Source organism: Polyangium sorediatum (assembly GCF_029946465.1).
In the GTDB taxonomy this organism is placed as follows: Bacteria; Myxococcota_A; Polyangia; order Polyangiales; family Polyangiaceae; genus Polyangium; species Polyangium fumosum.
The window spans coordinates 86810-105895 of the sequence record NZ_JARZHI010000036.1; the positions used below are offsets into that span (position 1 = coordinate 86810).

The following is a 19086-nucleotide window of genomic DNA, read 5'->3' on the forward strand; positions in this document are numbered from 1 at the left end:
AAGAATGGGTTTGGCGCAGAGGGCGCTCGTGGGATTCACGTCCGTGGCCCTCGTGCTCGCGGGCGCGGGATGCCGGCGCCCTCCCCCGAAGAAGGACAAACCGTTGTCGCAGGCGCCGCCTTCGGCGAGCGCCGAGCCGCTCGCGACGCCGAGCGCGAATCCGGACGCGGACGACGCGCCCGCGGGGTCGGCCGCGCCCGCGGGATCCGCGGGGCCCGCGGGATCCGCCGCGCTCGCGGGCGGAGGCACGACGGACAAGCGCAAGCCGAGGACCGGCGCGCGGTTCCTCATCGACGGGCCGGAGAAGCCGATCGCGGTGGGCGGAGCGGCGACGGTCTTCTCGAAGGGCATCGTTTGGCGGCTCTCGGGCAATGCGGCGCAGGTGACCCTGTTCGGGCCCGACGGCCCCGCGCCCGGGCCGAGCGAGCCGGAGCGCGCGCGGAAATGGCCACGCGGGAAGGTAGCCGTTGCCGAAGATGCCTCGGGCGTGATGCACACGTACTGGGTCGAAGGATCGGGGCTCGTGCGGAGCGCGCTCGACGCCGAGGGAAAACTCGGCGCGCCGGAGGTCGTGGCGAACGACGCGGTGCCGGGGACGAGTCCTTCGGCGCTGCGCACGGGCGGGCGTGACGCCGTGGCGTACCTGGCGGCGCCGAATGCACGGAATACGGAGCGGCACGGGCGCTTGTGGGTCGAAGGGGGCGGCGTGCTGGATCTGTCGCCCGAGGGATCGGGGGCGACGTCGATTTCGCTCGTGCCGGTCGGCGAGGGGCAGGTGATCGCGATGTGGCTCGACGCGCGGTCGGCGATGACGCCGGTGCACGCGCGGCGCTTCGAGGTTCGCGAAAAGACGACGGCGCTCGCGGCCGACGACGTGGCGTTCGTGGGCGGCCCGCCCGAGGGGTACCCGGAGCTCGTGGGGGCCCGCGCGGGCAACTCCGCGGCGGGGCTCTTGCCGCTCGCCACGGACAAAGGGTTCGCCCTCCATGACATTCTCGTCGACTGGAACGGGAAGGCGAAGATCAAGACGCTCGAGTACCCGAACGGGATGGATGTCGCGCCCGTGGCGGCGGCGCCGGCGTGCGGGGAGACCATCGTGGTGTACGCGCGGCCCGAGGCGAAGGAGCCTGGCTCGCCGCAGGTGCTGGAGATCGCGACGCTCGGCGGGAGCGGGGCGATCGAAGCGCAAGAGGTGGCGGCCTATCCGGGGCAGGTGCTCGAATTGCACGCAGCGGCGGCGGACGCGAATACGATCTGGGTTGTGTACACGGCGGGGACGAAATCGTTCGCCATGCGGCTCGGGTGCGGGGCGAAGGCGACGCCGCCGGCCACGCCCAAGGGCAAATGAAGCCGGGCGGCCCCTGACGTCAGGTCTTCCTCAGCGGCCTGCCCCGTCGATCACGCAGCCGAACCGCTCCGAGACGTAATGCGCGCGGCGCGTGTTCCAGAGCGCCGTGACGGTGACCGCCTTGCCCTCCATGTCGAAGGCGCGGCCGTCGATCGGAACGACGGTCTGGCGGATGAACCCCTCGCAATCCGGCTGCGGGCGGCCTTCGACGAAGAGGCAGGAGCAGAGCTCTTTCGCCTCGTACCCCGCCGGCAGCGACGGGAACGCGGAGAGGGCCTTCCAGTTCCAGGCGACGAAAAGCGCGACGAGGCCGAGGATCACGCCGAGGCCCAGGCCCACGATCTTCAGGATGCGCTTCCCCCGCTTCATCGCTTCACCAGCCCGGAGAGCAGCTCGAGGTAATACCCCTTCGTGAAGGCTTTTTCGCGATCGGGCACGCAGTTCTTTTGCACGTGGGCGGAGCAGCCGTACTCGCGATCGTCGCCCATGCGCACGGCGATGAGGTCGAGCGAGGGGATCACGAAGATCGATTTGCCCCAGTGGCCGAGGGCCGCGAAGGTGTCGGGCGGCGCGGCGGGCCAGGGGCGCGGGATGTTCCGCTTGGGATCCCCGACGTTCAGGTAGACCTGGGCGCCGGGGTTGTCCTCCCATAACGGCGGAGGGACGTCGGTCGTGGAGTACGCGGGGGCCATCGTGAGCGTGTAGGCGACCCAGCCCTCCGGCAGGAGGCGCTTGCCGTCCCATACGCCGTCGGCGAGGTAGAGCAGTCCCCATTTCGCGAGGTCGCGGGCGTTCGCGTAGAGGTACGAGGAGCCGACGAAGTTGCCAGCGCCGTCACGCTCGAAGCGGGCGCTCGTCATGCCGAGGGGCTCGAAGAGCGCCTTCCACGGGTACGAGGCGTACTCCGCATCCGACATCGTGGCGCGCAAGGCCGCGAGCAGGAGGTTCGTGTCGCCGCTCGAATAACTCCAGTGCGTGCCCGGGGCATGGGCGAGGCCGTGCCCGGCGACGAAACGAGGCATGTCGTCCTGGCCGCGCGTGTAGAGCATGGCCATGACCGAGGAGAAGATCGGCGACGCCTCGTAGGTCTCGTTCCAGTCGATCCCCGAGCTCATGCGGAGCAGATCGGTGAGCCGGACGTTCTGTTTGTCCGGACCGAGCGCCGAATAATATTTGCTCGCGGGGTCGTCGACCTTGAAGCGCCCTTCCAAGGCAGCGATGCCGATCAGCGTGTTCACGAAGCTCTTCGACACCGACCACGTGAGCAGCGATGTCTCGGCCGTGGTGCCGCGGGCGTAATGCTCGAAGACGAGCTTGCCGTCTTTCACCAGGACGAACGCATTCGTGCGTTGTCCTTTGCGATCGACGTCGTCGCCGTGGCGCGCGAAGAGGTAGTCGTCGAGCTTCTTCAGCGCGGTCGGGTCGATGCCCACGGACGCGGGATCCGCTGTGGGCCAGGCCCGCGTGGGCCATTCGGTCCGAGGTTTGACGGGGAACGGGGGCGGGCCCTCCAGGACGACGGGCGTGGAATCCCCGGCGCCCGAGGACGAGCAGCCCGCGAGGGCGAGAAGCCCGACGAAGAGCGTGGCGCAAAACGAGCGCATGAACGTGCTCACCAGGTAGAGACCGTGACGATCGGGCCGGGTTCGTCCTCGACCCACATTTCGGAGAGAACGACGTAGGTCCGAACCATCGGCCCGCTGCCCGGCATGTAATACCCCCCGCCGGTCCGCTGCGTGATCTGGAAGAAGCGCCGATCGCCGCGGCGGAGCGGGAAGACGGTCTCGAGGGCGTCCCAGCAGACCTCGCCCTCGTCGGGAACATGGGTGCATTCGCCGCCGCCTTGTTTTACGGAGAAAAAGACGTCGTTCGAATTGCCCGTGACGAGGTCGATGCTGTTCGAGTTCAGGACCTCGCAGCGGAAGCGGAGCCATTCCCGCACCCGGCGCAGGGTGCAGGCGGTCGAGCTGATGGGCGCTTCGAGGTTCTTGGCGGCGCTCCACTCGGCGACCGTGGGCGGCTTCGATTTTTCGGTCGGTACGGGGCCGAGGAACGGGAGCGACTCCGCGGGCGGCGTCGCGGCCGCGTCCGCGCCCGCGTCGTCCGTGGCGGTGGCGGCGCCGGCCTCGGGCAACGCAGCGTCAGGCACGTCCTCGGGCGAGGCGACGCTCGAAAGGAGCGTGATCGCGGCGAAGGCAGAGAGGAGCGAGCGGCGCTTCATAACGTCCTCAAATAGGCCACGAGGGCGGCCTTGTCCTCGGCGGAGAGCTGGTTCGTCTTGCCCATGCGGTCGTCGTTCTTGTCGATGAGCTCTTCGAGCGTGGCGAAGCTGCCGTCGTGGAAATACGGGGCCGTGCCGCCGACGAAAAGGAGCGAAGGCGTCTTGTACTTGTTGTTGTCCTTTTCGTCGTTGTAGCCCGTGCGGACCGTCATGCGGGGCAGCGGCATGGGGACCCGGTCGGTGAACTCGGCCCCGGCATGGCACGATTTGCAGCCAGTCTCGGCGCTCTCGAAGACGGCCTTGCCGCGCTTCTCCACGTCCGAAGGCTCGGTCTTTTCGCGCGGCGGAGGGACGAGGCCGCTGCGGAGGAAGGCGGCGATCGCGAGCGCCCGCGGGCGCGCGGTCTGCTTGTCGACGACGTGCCGCTCGTCCCAGCGGTGCAGGGCGAACCCCGCGAAGATGCGATCGACGAGGGTCTCGCTCTCGCCGTGCCAGCCGTACGGGCCCTGCGCGGCGACACGGCCGGCGAGCATGGGCGTTTGGCGGGCCGCACTCAGGGTGATGGTGCCGCCCGTCGCGGCGAACGTAGCGTTCCCCCCTTCCTCCACGGGGGCGAACTCACTCCACGTAAACCCGTCGTCGCGGCCCTCGGGGTGGCAACCCGCGCAACCGAGCCCGCCGCTCACGAGGGGGTCCTGGGCGTCGTAAAAGAGACGGCGTCCCTCGGCGACGAGGGTGTCGCCGGGACCCTTGCCGAGCGGGATGCGGACGACGCTGAATTTCACGTCGGCCTTGGGGTCGGGGAACGTGAGGACGGCGAGCACATTCGTGGAGCGGCAAAAGACGTAGGCTTTGCGCTCGTCGGAGGAGAGCGCGAGGCCACTCGGCGCGGCGCACGCGGGGCCGCCGCCGGTCGCCTCCCCGTCGTGCAGGGGGTGTTTTTTCCGGACCATCGCCGCGGGGTCGATCGACGTCGCGTCGAGCTCGGACACCGTGAGGCTGCCCTCGCCGAGGACGAGCAGGGTGCGCGTCGTCGCGCGAACCACCATGGCGCGTGGCTGGACGATGTCGCCGGGCGGGAGGTCGAGGGTCGGGTCCTCGACCGGGATCGCGTTGATGTGCGCCCCGAAGACCGGGGGCTGCTTGCGTCGGGGCGCGAGCGGCGCATCGTCGCGCGGGAGCAAGACGTCCACCGTGGGCATGCCATACCAGGCCTCGACGCCCGTGGCGCCGAAGGCGTGGCGCGCGACGTAAAGCCTGCGTTCGTCGGGGGAGAACGTGAGGGCATATCCGAGGGAGGCGTCCTCGGCGCGTGTGGTTTCGTACGGAAGGCGGAGCGGCGCGGCGGGGAGGCTGACGCGTTTGACGGTGGGTTTGTCGCTGCCGATTCCGTCGATCCGCGTGAGGCGGGCGCCGACGAGGTGGCTTACGTAGGCGCGCGCGCCGTCGCCGAGAATGGCGATGCCGCGCGGCTCGCGGGCGACGTCGACGGTGAAGCGGACCTTTTTCGTGGTGAGGTCGACGCCGGAGACCTTGCGCGTCCACGCGGACGAGACGAGCGCGGTCTTTTCGTCTTTCGTGATCGCGAGGCCCCAGGCGTCGGCGGGCAAGGCGATCCGCGCCGATTCCACGAGGCCCGCCGCGGGATCGGGCCGCATCACGAGGAGCAGGCCCGGATCGCGGATCGTGACGAGCACCTCGCCGTCCCGCGCCACGATCTGCGCGGGCCGGCCCGGGAGCGGCACGGTCCGCGCGGGTTTTTCCTTGTCAAACGGAAGCTCGACGAGGTGGAGGGCGCTGCCGTCCTCGTCGGCGACGTAGAGGATGTCTTCCGCGGGGCTCCGCGCGACGACGTTGCCTTGCCGGCTCGCCGCGGGCGTCTTCGCCTTCGGGGGCGGCGCGGCGGCGGAATCGGCCGGACCGGGCGCCGCGGAGGACGTCGCCTCAGGCGCGGGGCCCGAGGTGCTTTTCCCGCAGGAAGAGCACCCCACGGCGGCGAGGGGCGCGGCGAGGAGCGCGGCAGCGAGGAGGGGCGAGGTCCGCATGTCCCTGATTGGACAGCGAATATCATGGAGGTCCGCGGGGCGGAACCCGGAAAGGTGAGCCATTCCTGGCGCTATCCTCGCCCGCGCGGAGGTGCTAGGGTCGCCCGGATCGCGATGGATAGTGCCGAACGACGAGCCTCATTTCCCCATGGATTCGCAGTGGTGGACGTCGAGACGACCGGGCTGCGATGGAAGACGGATCGGATCGTCGAGGTCGCCGTCGTGCGCACGGACGCGGAAGGCCGGGTGCTCGGGGAGCTGTCGACGCTGGTGAACCCCGAGCGGAATCCGGGCGCGACGCACATTCACGGGCTCGGCGTGGAGGATCTTGCGGGCGCGCCGCGGTTTTCGGAGGTGCTCTCCGAGGTCGTGCGGTACCTCGAAGGCGCGGTGCTCGTGGGGCACAACGTGAGATTCGATCTCGCGTTCCTCGCCGAGGAGCTTGGTCGGCTCGGGCTCGTGTTACCCGACGCGCCGCGGCTGTGCACGCGCGAGCTCTCGATGCGGGTCTTGCCGGGCCTCGGGGAGTATCGGCTCTCGTCGTGCTGCAAGGCGCTCGGCGTCGACGGCGGGCACGAGCACCGAGCGCTCGACGACGCGCGCGCGGCCGCGGGGGTGTTCGCGGGGCTGAACAAAACGGGCTTCTGGCGCACGTCGTACGAGAGGGAGCTCGCGATCGCGGCGGGTGTGGTGTGGCCGGTGATCGAAGGTCCGTCACGGATCGCCGCGCGGGGCGAGGCGCAGGCCTCGGCGGAGCCGTCGCCGCTCGGGTTGATGGCGGCGGGTTTGCCCGAGGGGACCTCAAACGGGAGCGTCGAGGGATACTTTGCGGTGCTCGACGAGATCCTCGAAGATCGGCGCGTCACCGAGGAAAAGGCGGACGTCGCGCGGCGGCACGTGGAGGGCGCGGGGCTCTTGCGTGGGGATATCGTCGCGGCGCATCGGGCTTATTTGACGGGCGTCGCGCGGGCGGCGCTCGCGGGGGACCTCGGCGGGGGGCTCGGGGCCTCGGATCTCGCGCGGGTCGCGCGGCTCCTCGGTTTGCCCGCGGATTCGGCCGATCAGGCGCTCGTGGCGGCGCGGAGCGGAGCGGCGGCGCCTTCGCCGGGCTCGACGCGGCCGCTCCGGCCGGGGACGTCGATCTGTTTTTCCGGGGACGGCGAGCCGTCGAAGGCCGCGCTCGAAGCGCGGGCGGTGGCGGCGGGGCTCCGCGTGCAGGGGTCCGTCACGAAAAAGCTCGACGTGCTGGTGATCGACGATCCGCATTCGCTCACGGCGAAGAGCCAGAAGGCGCGGGCCTATGGGATCCGCGTGCTCACGGTGCCGGTGTTCCTGGCGCTCGCGCGATTGTCGGACAAGCAATGACCGAGCCGTGAGACTCGGGTCTCGCCAGGGTCGTTCGATTGGGGTAGGCTCGGGTTCGTCCTCACGGAGGACGGGAGGAGGGCATTCGCATGGTCTCGATGTCGACGGTGATCGAGCGGCTGCAGACGAAGTTCCCGGACGCTCGTTACGAGCTTGATTGGACGACGCCGCTGGAGCTGCTCATCGCCACGATCCTCGCCGCGCAATGCACCGACGTGCGCGTGAACAAGGTGACGAAGACGCTCTTCCCGAAATACCGCACGGCGAAGGACTATGCCGAGGCGAACACGGAGGAGCTCGAGCAAATCTTGCAGCCGACGGGCGCTTATCGGCAAAAGGCGAAGGCCGTTCAGGAGACGTGCCGCGCGCTCTGCGAGCGGCATGGGGGCGAAGTGCCACAGACGATGGCAGAGCTCACGGCGCTGCGCGGGGTCGCGCGGAAGACGGCGAACGTGGTGCTGAACAATGCGTGGGACATTCCCTCGGGCATCATCGTGGACACGCACGTGGCGCGCGTGAGCCAGCGGATGGGGCTCACGACGCAGGCAAAACCCGAGGCGATCGAGCGGGATCTCATGAACATGGTGCCCGAGGCGCGCTGGACGAAGTTCGGCCCGGCGATGGTGCTGCACGGGAGGTACACATGCACGGCCAAGGCTCCCCAATGCGGCGATTGCATGTTCTCCGACGTGTGTCCGAGAAACGACGTGTGAGCCGGGGGCCACGCGGACGGGGCGGGGTGGGCCGTCTCGGGGCGGTCGTCTTGGCGGCGCTGGTGGTCCTCGGGGTGGGCTGCGGCAACGACGCGCGCGGCGATCTGGACGGGTGTGCGCCGAGCTGCCCGACGCTCTGCACGCCGAGCAGCAAGACCTGCAAGGGCACGGTCGCGGAGACGTGCGCGGCCGACGGGCAATCGCGGGAGAGCGTCGATTGCGCGACCGAGGGCCTCGTCTGCGCCGAGGGGGCGTGTTTGCCGAGCGAGCCGTGCGGCGACGGGGCGTGTTTGCCGAGCGAGCCGTGCGGCGACGGGGCGTGCAGCGACGGCGAGACGTTTGCGTCCTGCCCCGAGGATTGCGAGCCCGTCTGCGAGCCGAACACGAAGATGTGCAAGGGGAACGTGGCGATGGTCTGCGCGGCCGACGGAGGGTCGTGGATGACGTTCGATTGCACGCTCGCGATCCTGGTCTGCCACGAAGGGTCGTGCTTCGGCAGCAGCGTCTGCGGCGACGGCGCCTGCATCGGAACCGAGACGCCCGCCTCCTGCCCCGACGATTGCCCGGGCCCGTGATGTGTGCCAGGACCCAAGATCGAGGGTCGCCGGCGCCACGACCGAGGTCCCAGGGCGCGGAAACCAGGATTCCCCCGCTCGAACAAGGGCTCCCCCCGCTCCGGAGAACGATCCCCCCGGGGGATCACGTCCCGGGAGCAGGGGGGTGTAAGACCGGACACGGGGGATCACGTTCCGGAGCAGGGGGATCACTTCCGGGAGCAGGGGGATCACCTCCGGGGAGGGGGGGAATGTGAAGTCGGATACGGGGATCGACGTTCCGGAGGGGGGGAATCACCTCGGGGAGCAGGGGAGTGACTGCGGGCGCGGAACGTTTGCGATCGCGCGGGGCGAGGGGGTACCTTCCGCCGCGTGATTCGTCCCCGCATGCGCCTTTGGCTCCCTGCCCTCGCCGCCCTCGCCGGTTGCGCCCAGCAGCCGAGCGACGGGAACGGAAAGGACGACGCGGGCGCGGGGCCCCCAGCGATCGACGGCGGCGATGTACCAGACGCGTCCACGACGGCGACGGCAGCAGCCACGCCCGAGGAGAAGGGGCCCTGCGCGGGGAAGGCGGAGGGGGCGCTCGCCTGCGAGGGCGAAAGCGTGGTGCGTTGCGCCGGGACGGGGCGCGCGCCGGAGGCCGTGAAGACGTGCCTCGACATCGAGCGTTGCGAGGCAGGCGCATGCGCGCCGGCGTGTCCCAAGGGCGAGGTGTACGTGCCCGCGACGGGGCCCGCGGGGTTCACGATGGGCAAGAACCTGTCGGCCTACGGATTCGGCAACCGCAAATCGGGCTATCACGGCAAGGGGCGCGCGGACCTGCCACACAAGGTGGTCCTGACGAAGCCGTTCTGCATGGACCAGACCGAGGTGACGGCAGGCGCCATGAAGAAATGCGTCGAGGAGAAGGGCTGCAAGGCGCCGCAGCGGACGGATCGGTGGATCACGTACCCCGACAAGCCGGACTACCCGGTGAACCTGGTCGATTATCCGATGTCGAAATACTATTGCGAGCAGTACGACAAGCGGCTGCCGACCGAGGCGCAATGGGAGTGGGCGGCGACGGGGGGCGACGGCCGCTCGTGGCCCTGGGGCGAGGAGGAACCGACGTGCGAGCACACCGATTTCACGCAGGCGATCCTGATCTCGCCAGGCGGCGACAGCGGCTGCCACGGCGGCGGGCCCTCGAAGGTAGGAGCGCACCCCAAAGGGGATAAAATCTGGCCCGACGGGCCGATCCACGACCTCGCCGGGAACGTGTGGGAATGGGTGATCGACAGTTACGTGCCCTATTCGGGCAAGGACGAGGTCGATCCCGTGCACGTGCGGTCGAACATCGGGAACTACGTGGTGCGCGGCGGCGGCTGGAACCGGAGCGGACGCGGAATCCTCGCGGCGTTCCGTGGCGGGGCGATCGTCTCGTACAAGGTGCCAGGGCTCGGGTTTCGCTGCGTGCGGAACGCGAAGGAGCGGGACGCCGCGCTGACGCCGCGCTGACGCCGCGGTCTCTCCTTGGGCCGTTGCGCCGGGGCGCTGCCCCGGACCCCGCGGGGGGCTGTCCGCCCCCTCGACCCCGGACCAGCGAGGCGCTGGACCCAGGGTTGAAAAACTGCGCTCCGCGCAGTTTTTCAAACAGGCCGACGAAGAACCCAGGTTGCCAGCCGAACCAGCAGCGCGGCTGTCTCGGTTGGCAGGGTCGTTGCCGGTCTTGACCGGGCCTGTTCGATGAACTGCGCGGAGCGCAGTTCATCGAGCCTGGGTCCAGCCCCTGGCTGGTCCGGGTCCCGGGGCGGACAGCCCCGGGTGGGGCCTGGGGCAAAGCCCCAGCGCGAGGCGTCCCCCTCGGGGCTAGAGCGCGCCGCGGCGCTTGACGAGTTCTTGAATGGCGAGGTTCGCGATGTCGAGGCGCATCCACGGATCGTTTGCCCCGACCCCTTCCCCGCCCTTGCCGAGGGCGAAGACGACGGGCGCGCTCGGGCCGAGGTCTGCCTTGCCCGCGCGGCGGTTCAGGAGGCGCAAGGGATCCACGAAGGCGACGAATGCCGTCTTGTCGCCGACGGCTACGACGGCGGTCTTCGCCTCGGCGCGGCCGGTGAGGTTTTCCTTGCCCGGCGCGTCGAGGATGGCCCGGAACGAGGCTTTCGCGTCGTAGCCGGCCGCGAGGACGAGGCCGTCCTTGCCGAGCGTGTAGAGAACGTCGATGTGGTTCGGCACGCCCTCCAGGGAGGCGCCAGGCTTGTCGCCGTCCTTGCCGGGTTTGTCTTTCCGGTCCTTGTTCGCCTTCTCGTCGTTCTTCCCCTTGTCGTCCTTGCCCGGGGCGCGCGTCAGGCGGATGCGGCGAATGTCGCCCGGGAGGTTTTCGAGGACGGTCTTGCCCGTGCTGACCTCCATCTCGTTCTGGCCGAGCCACGTGGCAAAGCTCTTTCGTTTGGCGAGGCCGAGGAGGTTATTGAGGGCCTCGTCGAGCTTGCCTTCGTCGGCGACGTCGCTGCGCGCGTAGATGGCAGGGCCGGTGGAGAGGAGCGAGGCGCCGGCCGTGAATGAATCGCCGCGGCCCTCGGCGAGGGCGACGAGCGCGGCGGAGAGCGCGGCGCGGTCGTCCTCCGGGATGTCTTTGCCGATCGCGCCCGCGAGGGCGTCCGCATACTTCTTGGCGTCGGCCGTGCGCGAACTCGCGCTGTCTTGCAGGTAGATCGCGATGTCGGTGTCGGCGGGCAATTCGAGCAGGCGGCGCGGATCCCCGACGCTCATCGCGGCGAGGTTCGCGGCGCCCGTGGAGCCCTCGCGCGGCGTGCCGAGGAGGCGCAGGTGCGCCGCGTGGTCGTCGAAATCGAGGGTGACGCGCGCGTGGTCGAGCTCGACGAGGATGCCGAGGAGCGCGTCCATGAGCCCATTCAGAGGGCTCGGGACCGGCGTGGGCGCTTTGGCGCCGTCCGCGGTGGGGGTGCTGGGGCGCGGGCGGGGACGAAGGCTCTCCCAGCTCGATCGCAGGCCCTTTTCGATCGGGCCGCCGAGCGCCTCGCGCGGCAGCTCGAAGGCGACGTCGGCCTTCGGCATCTTCGCCGTGGGCAAGGTGCGCACGACGTACGGGCCGACCTCGAGCAGATCCGCCACGTCCTGCGCGAAGAGGAGGTAGTTGCCGAGCAGGCCGATCGCGACTGCGCGCGCGCCGCCGTCCTTGGGTTCGAGGAGGGTGATGGAGGTCTTCTCGTCGACGCGGATCTGGAAGCGCGCGTTCTCGCCCTTCACGAGCAAGCCCTCGACCTTGCCCGCGTCGCGCACGTGGATGCCCATCGCCGTGCGCGGGCGGCCTCCGCCGGGGCGCTCGACGAGGGCGCCGACGAGCGGGAGGTTGCCGTCGATCTCGGCCGAGACGGCGAGCGGCAGGCCGAGGAACGTGACCGCGAGGTTGCTCGCGTTCGAGGGGAGAAAGAGCGCAGGTCCGCCCACGGCCGCGCGGGCCTTGGCCCAGGCTTCGTCGGGGTTCGGGACGAAGACGTCGGCGAGGTGGCCGGCCGGCGCAGGGATCGGCTCGAGGGGCGCGACCTTCTGCGGCGGCGGAGGCTGCTCCCCCTTGCAACCCGCGAGGGTCACGGGGAGCGCCAGGGCGACGGCGAAGAGGAGCCCGCGGGCGAAACGAGTCACGGCACGTCGAGGACGTCCGCGGAGGGGCGAGGCGTAGGCGCTCATCGTACGTCGCCAGGCTAGTACGAATCGCCCTCCCGTTTCACCCCGGTCGACGTGGTTCGCATGCGGTAAGCTCGGTGCGTGCCCCGCCCCGGTCACGACGAGGTCGTGCTGATCAACGGGTTCCCTTCGCTCTACGCGCAGCGGATCACCGAGCACGTGCTCTCCACGAACCCACGCGCGTTCGTGTACGTGGTCGTGCACGCCGCGGAGAAGGCCGAGGCCGATCGGGCGCTCGTCGCGCTCGGCGAGGAGGCCGCGGCGCGGACGAGCGTGCTCGAAGGCGATCCGGCGGCGATGGACCTCGGGCTCTCGGGCGCGGAGTACCGGCAGCTCGCGTCGGAGGTCGATCGGATCCACCACGCGGCGCACGCGGCGTGGGTCGGGATGGACGAGGCCACGGCCGCGCGGGCGAACGTGGCGACGACGGCGGAGATCCTGGAGCTCGCGCGGGCCGCGAGCGCGCTCGAAGCGTTGGTCGTGCACTCGACGGCGGCCGTGTCGGGGGACCGGACGGGCGTCGTGTACGAGGAGGATCTGGAAGCGGGGCAGGAGTTCCACGACGAGGCCGCGCGAGCACGGATGCGGGCCGAGGCGCTGGTCCGGCGCGCGAAGGGCGTGCCGACGGTGATCGTGCGGCCCGGCGCGGTGGTCGGGGCGTCGGCGCCGGGCGATCGGCTCGACGCGCTGCACCTCGCGGCGCTGCTCGCGCTGACGACGCCGGCCGAGATCCCGCTGCCGCTGCCGCAACGAGGCGACGCGCCGGTGCACGTGGTGTCGATGGAGTACGTGGTTCGCGCGGCGTGCGCGCTCGGGCGGATGCCGCGCGCGCGCGGCAAGACGTTCCACCTCGTGGATCCGCATCCGATCTCGGCGCGGCGGTTTTTCGAAGTGCTCGCACGCGCGGCGCGGGGCAGCTCGCTGCGGCAGGTGCCGGCGAGCGCGGCGGCGATGCTCCTGCGCACGCCGGGGATCGAGCGCTTCGTGCGCAGCCCGAAGGCGTTCCTGGAGCAGATCGCGCGGAGCGTGCGGTACGACGCGCGCGCCGCGACGAGCGCGCTCGCGGGGACGGGGATCACGTGCGCGCCGTTCGAAGGGTACGCCGAGGAGCTCGTGCGCGAGGTGGCCGAGCACGTCAGCGCGCGACGGGCGCCGCGGCCGCCGTCGTCGTCGCCGGGGGGCGAAGCGGAGGTGTACGATCCGTTCTCCTGAAGGTCTCTGGGCAGGAGCTCTGTTCACGCTCGTCGCCGCGGCCTGCGGCGGGGAACATCGGCAGCCGGCCGACGCCGGGCCGGTCCCGTCGCGTCCCGTCGCGTCCGCGTCCGCGTCGGTCGAAGCTCCCGCGCCTCCCGCGTCGGCGAGCGCGGCCGCGCCGATCGAGACGGCGATGCCGGAAGCGGTCACGTCGGCAGCCCCGGCGCCCGCGCTCCCGGCGGGTGAGCCCGAGCTTGCGCGGTTCCAGGCGGCTTTGCGGGAGCTCGCGCGGGGCGGTCGCAAGGCGCACGTGCGGATCGTCTGGCTCGGCGATTCGCACGGGCAGGCGGACTTCTGGACCGGGGCGCTGCGCGACGCGCTGCAGAAGCGGTTCGGCAAGGCCGGGCCGGGGTTCGTGCACGTCGGCTGGAAGCAATACAGGCACGACGGCGTGAAACTCTCGACCGAGGACAAGTGGACGATCCGGCCGAAGGTGCCGGCCGCATCGTCACGAACGGGCGACGGCGTGTTCGGGCTCGGGGGTGTCATGACGACGGGCGCAGCCGGCAGCGGCTGGGCGCGGGTGAACGTGACGGACGAAGGGCTGTCGAGCCGGCTGTCGTGGGACGTGTGTTACCGGCTGCGCTCGCCCGGCGACGAGTTCGAGGTCTCGCTCGGCGCCGGGCCGAAGCAGAAGATCCGCACGACCGCGACCGAGCCGCCGGGCGAGCTCCGGCACCTGACGCTCGTGAGCGAAGGGCGCGAGACGTTGCAGGTGGTGCCCACGCGCGGGAACCCCGAGCTCTGCGGGGTGGTGATCGAGACGGATCCGGCCGATCGACCGGGCGTGGTGCTCGATACGCTGGGGATCAACGGGGCGCGCTTCGGGACGCCGCTCGCCTGGGATGAAGCGAGCTTCGGGGCCGAGCTCGCCCGGCGCAAGCCTTCGCTCGTGGTGCTGGAGTACGGGACGAACGAGGCGGGCGACGTAGCCGTGGATCCGGTGAAGTACACGCAGCGGCTCGTGCGGCTCGTGGAGCGGATCCGCCGCTTCGCGCCCGACACGGACTGCCTCGCGCTCGCGCCGACGGATCGCGCCGACGCGCGCGCACGCACGCCGCTCGTTCGTGACGCGATCCGCGAGGGCGCGCGGCAAGCGGGGTGCAGCTTCTGGGACACGTACGCCGTCATGGGCGGCGACGGCTCGATCCGGGCGTGGGCCGCAGAGTCGCCCGCGCGCGCGGCAGGCGACGGCGTGCACCTGACGCAACGGGGCTACCGGGAGCTCGGCGCGTCGCTCGCGACGCACGTCCTCCGCGGTTTGCCCCCCTAGAACCCGCGCTTCTCCCCGGGAAAACGGGGAGGCGCGTTTCCTGCAACCGTGCACTCTCTTCGGAGGGGGAGCATGGCCCGAGCGGGCGAGCTGTTGGGGGACCGGTACCGGCTGATCCGGGCGATCGGAGCGGGCGGGATGGGGACCGTGTGGTGGGCGCGCGACGAACGGATCGGGCGAGACGTGGCGCTCAAGCTCTCACCCCCCGAGAGCAACGGCACCAGCGCTCCCTGCTTCGTGCGCGAGGCGCACATCGCCGCGCAGGTCTCCCATCCGAACGTCGTGGGTGTCCTCGACGCCGGGGAGGTGGAGCCGCGGCGGCGCTTCCTGGTGATGGAGCTGCTCCGCGGCCAGACGCTCGCCGAGCGGTTGCGCCCGCGCGAGCCGCTGCCCGTCGCCGAGGCGCTGTCGATCACGATCGAGGTTTGTCGCGGGCTCGAGGCGATCCACGCGCAGGGGATCGTGCATCGGGACGTGAAGCCGGAAAACATCTTCCTCGCGGACGTACCAGGCGAAGGGCGCGTGCCGAAGCTCCTCGACTTCGGGTGCAGCTCGCGGGCCACGAGCGCGCATGCCCTGCCCTCCCCGTTCGTCCCGACGCTCCCCCGGTCGAGCGAGCCGAACGAGCCGGCGCACGAGGGGACGCCGCCGGGCCTCGGGACGCCGCAGTACATGAGCCCGGAGCAGGCGCGCGGCGAGGAGGACGTGGACGGGCGCGCGGATCTGTGGGCGCTCGGGGCGGTCCTGTACGAGGCGCTCGCGGGGCGGGCGCCGTTCGAAGGGACGGACGTGGACGTGGTGATCGACGCGGTGCTCACGGAAGAGCCGGGCCCGCTGCCGGGCTGGGTCCCGGAGGGTGCGCGGCGGCTCGTGGCGAAGTGCCTGGAGAAGGATCGGCGGCGGCGGTATCCGGACGCGCGATCGCTGCGACTCGCGCTGGAGGAGGCGTTCGCCGACTTCATGGGCGCGCACCCGTCCTCGACAGGGTTCACGCGGACCCGAGGCTCGTCGATGCGGCCGCCTGCGCGCGGCGTGCACGGGCGCATCGCGGGGATCACGATCGCGGCGACGCTCGTGCTCTTCGCCGTGGCGTCGCTCCCGTCGCTGGAAGCGGCGCGGCTCAGGGCGGCGCTCCTGCTCCGCGCGACCGTCGGGGATGCGGTGAAGGTCGCCGCGGGACGCGCGCGCGAGGCGGCGCAGCACGAGGCGAGGCCAGGGACCGGGCGGTGAGGGTCAGACGAGGTGCCGCGCGACGGCCGAGCGATACGCGCGCCAGAGCGTGAGGGCCTCGTTCATCGCGTCGACGATCGAGGAGGCGAGGTCGCTCTGCGGCGGGACGTGCGCGAGGAGCATGTTCCACGCGTCGCGGCGATGGCCTCCCTCGACGGCGCGGTGGGCGCGGGTGAGGCGCATGCGCTCGGGGGGACAGCCGTAGTGCAGGACCATCGGGTGCGACCGGATGACCTCGTCGATCGGCGGGAGTTTCCGTGTACCTTCGAGCTCGGCGCGCTCGTTCACGCTGCCCTCGACGAAGACGGTGAGGACCGCGGCGCCGATCTGCCAGGGCGCGCTCGCGCTGACACGGTCGAGCATCGCGCGGTAGGTGAGGGCCTCGGGTTCGAGGGGGATCGAGGGATCTTCGATCGAGGCGCGCTCGATGCCGAGCCCATCGATCATCTCCAGGAACAAGGCCGGGTGCGGGACGCCGAGGCTCTGCTTTCCGGTCTGCTCTTCGTAGAGGTTTTCGGCGAGCGCGATGCGCACGTCGTCGGGCGGTCCCTGGCCGAGGACACGCGCGAGCAGCACCGGAAAGTCGCGCACGTAGGTCCGGTATTCGTGGCGGAAGTGCGCGGCAAGCGCGGCGCGCGAGAGGCCCGGCTTCGTGAGCTTCGGCCAGGCCCAGTGGTTCTTCTGATCCATGATGGAAAGCAGGCGCTCGACGAGCACACCGCGGTCCCCCCTCGCGATCGTCATGGGCTCGATCCTCCTCGAATCGTTATGACGTCGAAGCGTCTGCGTGCACGCGATCGCCGCGTTCCACCGCGCCCGGCACGTCGTGGGCGTACGCATCGAGGCCGTGGCCCCGGAGCGTCGCCTCGACGAGGGCGAGCGGATGCGCGAGCGCAGGCTCGTCGCGCGCTTCGTCCGGCGTGATCACGAGCGGCAAGGCGCGCGCGAGGAGGAGCCGCGCGGCGCGATCGCGGAGCGCGTGCGCGAGGGGAAGATCGCTGGAGACGAGCTGGTAGGCATGCGCGCCCGCGCGCAGATAAAAGGCCTCGGCGTGGGCGCGCGTGGGCGTGGCCGGCGCGGCGAGGGTCGGGTCCTCGGCGAGCGCGCGGGACGTGGATTCGATCCAGCGAACGGCATGGCGCGCGAGATCTCGCTCGGCGCGGAAGGTCGCGTCGATACGGGCGCGGCGGGAGGCGCGATGGGCGAGCGCGGCGAAGAAGGGGCGGAAGCGCTCGGCATCGAGGGGCGCGGGCGCGGCGAGGGCGCGCGTCGCGGCGGCGGGATCGAGGCTCGATATCTCGACGGAGGTCGCGAGGGACGCAAGCGCGCATGCCGTGTCGACCGGCGCAGGAGCCTCGGCGACGGCGCGCATGAAACGAACGAGATCGGCGCGGGTGGCGTGCTTGCCCGGCGTGAGGAGCACCGTCTCCGGGAGCTCGACGATCAGGATGCCCTCGTCGAGTTCCGCGGAGCTACGCGCGCCCTCGGGCACGAGCGAGGCGCCCTCCGGACGGGGATCGAGCGCGCTCGCCAGCACGCAGGCGCACTCGACGGCGGGCGCGACACGTACGGCCTCGCCATCGTCGACGAAGAGCGCGGGGAACATCTGGCACCCGAGCGGCTTTACGTGCGCGCCTTGCGCCGCGTGCAGGCGGCAGAGGCCGCCGCCGTCGAGGTAGGCGCAACGGCCGTCGACGATCGGCACGGAGGTCGCGCCGCAGGCGGAGGAGCCGTGCAGGGGCGTGAACGCGCGTTCGGGATGATCCCCGGCGTCGAGCACGCGCGGCAAGAGCGCGCGGGCGTAGGCCTCCTCGACAGGCCGGAAGATCACGGAGGCGTAGAGACGGCAGCAACTCCCACGGCCGTCGCACGCGAGGGAGAAAGCAGGCAGCGGATCGAGCGGTCGAGAAGCGCCGCGGGCCTTCGGCTCGGGCAGCGGCGCGACGCCTTCGGCGAGCAGGCCGGCCGCGTGAAGAGCGCCGAGGAACGCGCGTAGCGTCTCGACCTTCGCGAACGCGGACGCGCGCGACGCTGCGGCCACGATGCCTTCGAGATCACGAGATCCGTCGGCCTGCGCGAGCAATCCCCACTCGCGCGCGCCGAGGCGATACGCGAGGCCCGAGCGCTGGTCGTGCAGCACCCAGAAGTCTTCCTCGCCCACGCGATGTCGCCTGACGACAGCGTGATCGGCGAGGCGCGGACGCGAGGGGAACGTCTCCGGCGACATGGTCACTTGCGAGCCCAGTGCTGAACGTGTGCCTCGCTACTGCGATCAGCGCGTTTCGAGCTGCGTGGCGCGCGAGGGGCGTCGGCCGTGCAACCTGAAAAGCTTGCTGGATCCGACTTCTACGAACCTGATAGCATGCGACCGCAATGGCGCTCGAACCTCAGACTGCCACTGGATCGGCTTCGAAGCTCGGGAAATACGAGTTGACGCGGGAGATGTCCGGCAGTGGCGTGGCGTCCACCTGGCTCGCCCAAACCGAAGGAAGCACGAAGAGCTACGTCGTGTTGCGCCTTCACAAGCACGTGACGAAGAAGCCGGAAGTCGCAGAGGCGTTCCTGCGTGACGCGAAGAACGGCAAGCTCCTCACGCACGCGAACGTGGTGCCGATGGTGGAGACGGGCGTCGGGGACGGAGAGATCTTCGTCGTCGCCGAGCACTTCGAAGGCGAGACGCTCTCGTCGCTGGTCACGAACGCGAAGACGGCCGGGATCCCGCTCCCGATCGCGCTGCGCATCGGGCTCGAATTGCTCGAAGGTCTGGCGGCGGCACACGCGCAAAGCGAGCCTGTCGCGCACGGCGAGCTGAGCCCGTTCCACGTGCAAGTGGGCAAGGACGGCGTGACGCGCGTCGGAGGATTCGGCTGGGCGCGGGCCCTCGCGAAGCTCGGTCCGCACGGGATCATGAAGCAGGATCGGCTCGCGTACGCGCCGCCCGAGCGCGTGAAGGCCATGAGCGCCGCGACGCCCGGCGGGCCGACGGGCACGATCGATCCCAAGGGCGACGTGTTCGCCGCCGCCGTGATCCTGTGGGAGATCATCGCCAAGCAGCGGCTCTTCGCCTCCAAGATGGAAGCGGCCGTCGTGCAGAAGGTCCTCTCCGGGCCGATCCAGGAGCTCTCGTCCGTGATGATCGAGGGCCTTCCGGCCGCGCTGGAGGAAGCGCTCCCGAAGGCGCTGGAGCGAGATCCCGCGAAACGCGCGTCGCTCGACAGCCTGCTCCAGGCGCTCCGGAGCGTCCCGGCCGACAAACTCGCCAAGCCCGAAGAGGTGGGCGCATTCGTGGAGAAGCTCGCCTCGAAGCCGGGGGCCGCGCCCGCCGTGGCGCCGGCCGCGTCGCCCGCCGTGGCGCCGGCCGCCGCCGCCGGGCCGAAGCCCGTCCCCGCTGCGGCC

Annotated in this window: 16 protein-coding genes; 9 read left to right on the plus strand and 7 right to left on the minus strand. The window is 71.0% G+C overall.

Annotated elements, in window-relative coordinates; genetic code table 11:
- Positions 1-28: 28 nt before the first annotated feature.
- The gene (locus QHF89_RS31260) at positions 29-1348 is read left to right on the plus strand and encodes a hypothetical protein (protein ID WP_284721151.1); all 1320 of its coding nucleotides are present in this window, start codon (positions 29-31) and stop codon (positions 1346-1348) included.
- 30 nt (positions 1349-1378) lie between these two features.
- Here the strand turns inward: QHF89_RS31260 and QHF89_RS31265 are convergent, their stop codons facing one another.
- The 4 genes from QHF89_RS31265 to QHF89_RS31280 are packed head-to-tail and all read right to left on the minus strand — an operon-like array spanning position 1379 to position 5614.
- Positions 1379-1717 carry a hypothetical protein gene (locus tag QHF89_RS31265; RefSeq protein ID WP_136971240.1) on the minus strand — a complete coding sequence of 113 codons (339 nt, stop codon included), beginning with the start codon at positions 1715-1717 and terminating at the stop codon, positions 1379-1381.
- On the minus strand, positions 1714-2952 hold the full coding sequence (locus tag QHF89_RS31270; protein WP_284721152.1) for a serine hydrolase domain-containing protein: 1239 nt from the start codon (positions 2950-2952) through the stop codon (positions 1714-1716). Before QHF89_RS31270 ends, QHF89_RS31265 begins: the two co-directional genes overlap by 4 nt.
- A gap of 8 nt (positions 2953-2960) precedes the next feature.
- Positions 2961-3569: a hypothetical protein gene (locus tag QHF89_RS31275; RefSeq protein ID WP_284721153.1), complete on the minus strand. Its 609-nt coding sequence runs from the start codon at positions 3567-3569 to the stop codon at positions 2961-2963.
- The gene (locus tag QHF89_RS31280) at positions 3566-5614 is read right to left on the minus strand and encodes a c-type cytochrome (protein ID WP_136971242.1); all 2049 of its coding nucleotides are present in this window, start codon (positions 5612-5614) and stop codon (positions 3566-3568) included. The genes QHF89_RS31275 and QHF89_RS31280 overlap by 4 nt, the downstream gene beginning before the upstream one ends.
- 162 nt (positions 5615-5776) lie before the next feature.
- Between QHF89_RS31280 and QHF89_RS31285 the strand changes: the two genes are divergently transcribed.
- The 4 genes from QHF89_RS31285 (at position 5777) to QHF89_RS31300 (ending at position 9743) form a co-directional block, all read left to right on the plus strand.
- Positions 5777-6979, plus strand: a complete 1203-nt coding sequence (locus QHF89_RS31285; RefSeq protein ID WP_284721154.1) for an exonuclease domain-containing protein — start codon at positions 5777-5779, stop codon at positions 6977-6979.
- 89 nt (positions 6980-7068) lie between these two features.
- Positions 7069-7692, plus strand: a complete 624-nt coding sequence (nth, locus tag QHF89_RS31290; RefSeq protein WP_136971244.1) for an endonuclease III — start codon at positions 7069-7071, stop codon at positions 7690-7692.
- Between the two features lie 26 nt (positions 7693-7718).
- The gene (locus tag QHF89_RS31295) at positions 7719-8267 is read left to right on the plus strand and encodes a hypothetical protein (protein ID WP_136971245.1); all 549 of its coding nucleotides are present in this window, start codon (positions 7719-7721) and stop codon (positions 8265-8267) included.
- Positions 8268-8633: 366 nt separating this feature from the next.
- Positions 8634-9743, plus strand: coding sequence for a formylglycine-generating enzyme family protein (locus QHF89_RS31300; protein WP_136971246.1), 1110 nt, complete (start codon positions 8634-8636; stop codon positions 9741-9743).
- Positions 9744-10094: 351 nt separating this feature from the next.
- Here QHF89_RS31300 and QHF89_RS31305 read toward each other — a convergent pair whose 3' ends face one another.
- Positions 10095-11891 carry a hypothetical protein gene (locus QHF89_RS31305; protein ID WP_136971247.1) on the minus strand — a complete coding sequence of 599 codons (1797 nt, stop codon included), beginning with the start codon at positions 11889-11891 and terminating at the stop codon, positions 10095-10097.
- 123 nt (positions 11892-12014) lie between these two features.
- Between QHF89_RS31305 and QHF89_RS31310 the strand changes: the two genes are divergently transcribed.
- The 3 genes from QHF89_RS31310 (at position 12015) to QHF89_RS31320 (ending at position 15690) form a co-directional block, all read left to right on the plus strand.
- Entirely contained in the window at positions 12015-13145 is a 1131-nt protein-coding gene (locus QHF89_RS31310) for an SDR family oxidoreductase (protein ID WP_136971248.1), read from the plus strand.
- A 175-nt stretch (positions 13146-13320) separates the two neighbouring features.
- Complete coding sequence (locus QHF89_RS31315) at positions 13321-14460, plus strand: GDSL-type esterase/lipase family protein (RefSeq protein WP_136971249.1); 1140 nt, start codon at positions 13321-13323, stop codon at positions 14458-14460.
- A gap of 72 nt (positions 14461-14532) precedes the next feature.
- Positions 14533-15690, plus strand: a complete 1158-nt coding sequence (locus QHF89_RS31320) for a serine/threonine-protein kinase (protein WP_136971250.1) — start codon at positions 14533-14535, stop codon at positions 15688-15690.
- 3 nt (positions 15691-15693) lie between these two features.
- On the opposite strand, the gene QHF89_RS31325 is transcribed toward QHF89_RS31320, so the two are convergent.
- Positions 15694-16434: an iron-containing redox enzyme family protein gene (locus QHF89_RS31325; RefSeq protein WP_136971251.1), complete on the minus strand. Its 741-nt coding sequence runs from the start codon at positions 16432-16434 to the stop codon at positions 15694-15696.
- 22 nt (positions 16435-16456) lie between these two features.
- A complete protein-coding gene (locus tag QHF89_RS31330) occupies positions 16457-17917 on the minus strand; it encodes a YkgJ family cysteine cluster protein (protein WP_136971252.1) in 1461 nt (486 codons plus the stop codon).
- A 146-nt stretch (positions 17918-18063) separates the two neighbouring features.
- On the opposite strand from QHF89_RS31330, the gene QHF89_RS31335 reads away from it, so the two are divergent.
- A partial coding sequence (locus QHF89_RS31335) for a serine/threonine protein kinase (RefSeq protein ID WP_284721155.1) occupies positions 18064-19086 on the plus strand: 1023 nt, incomplete at its 3' end.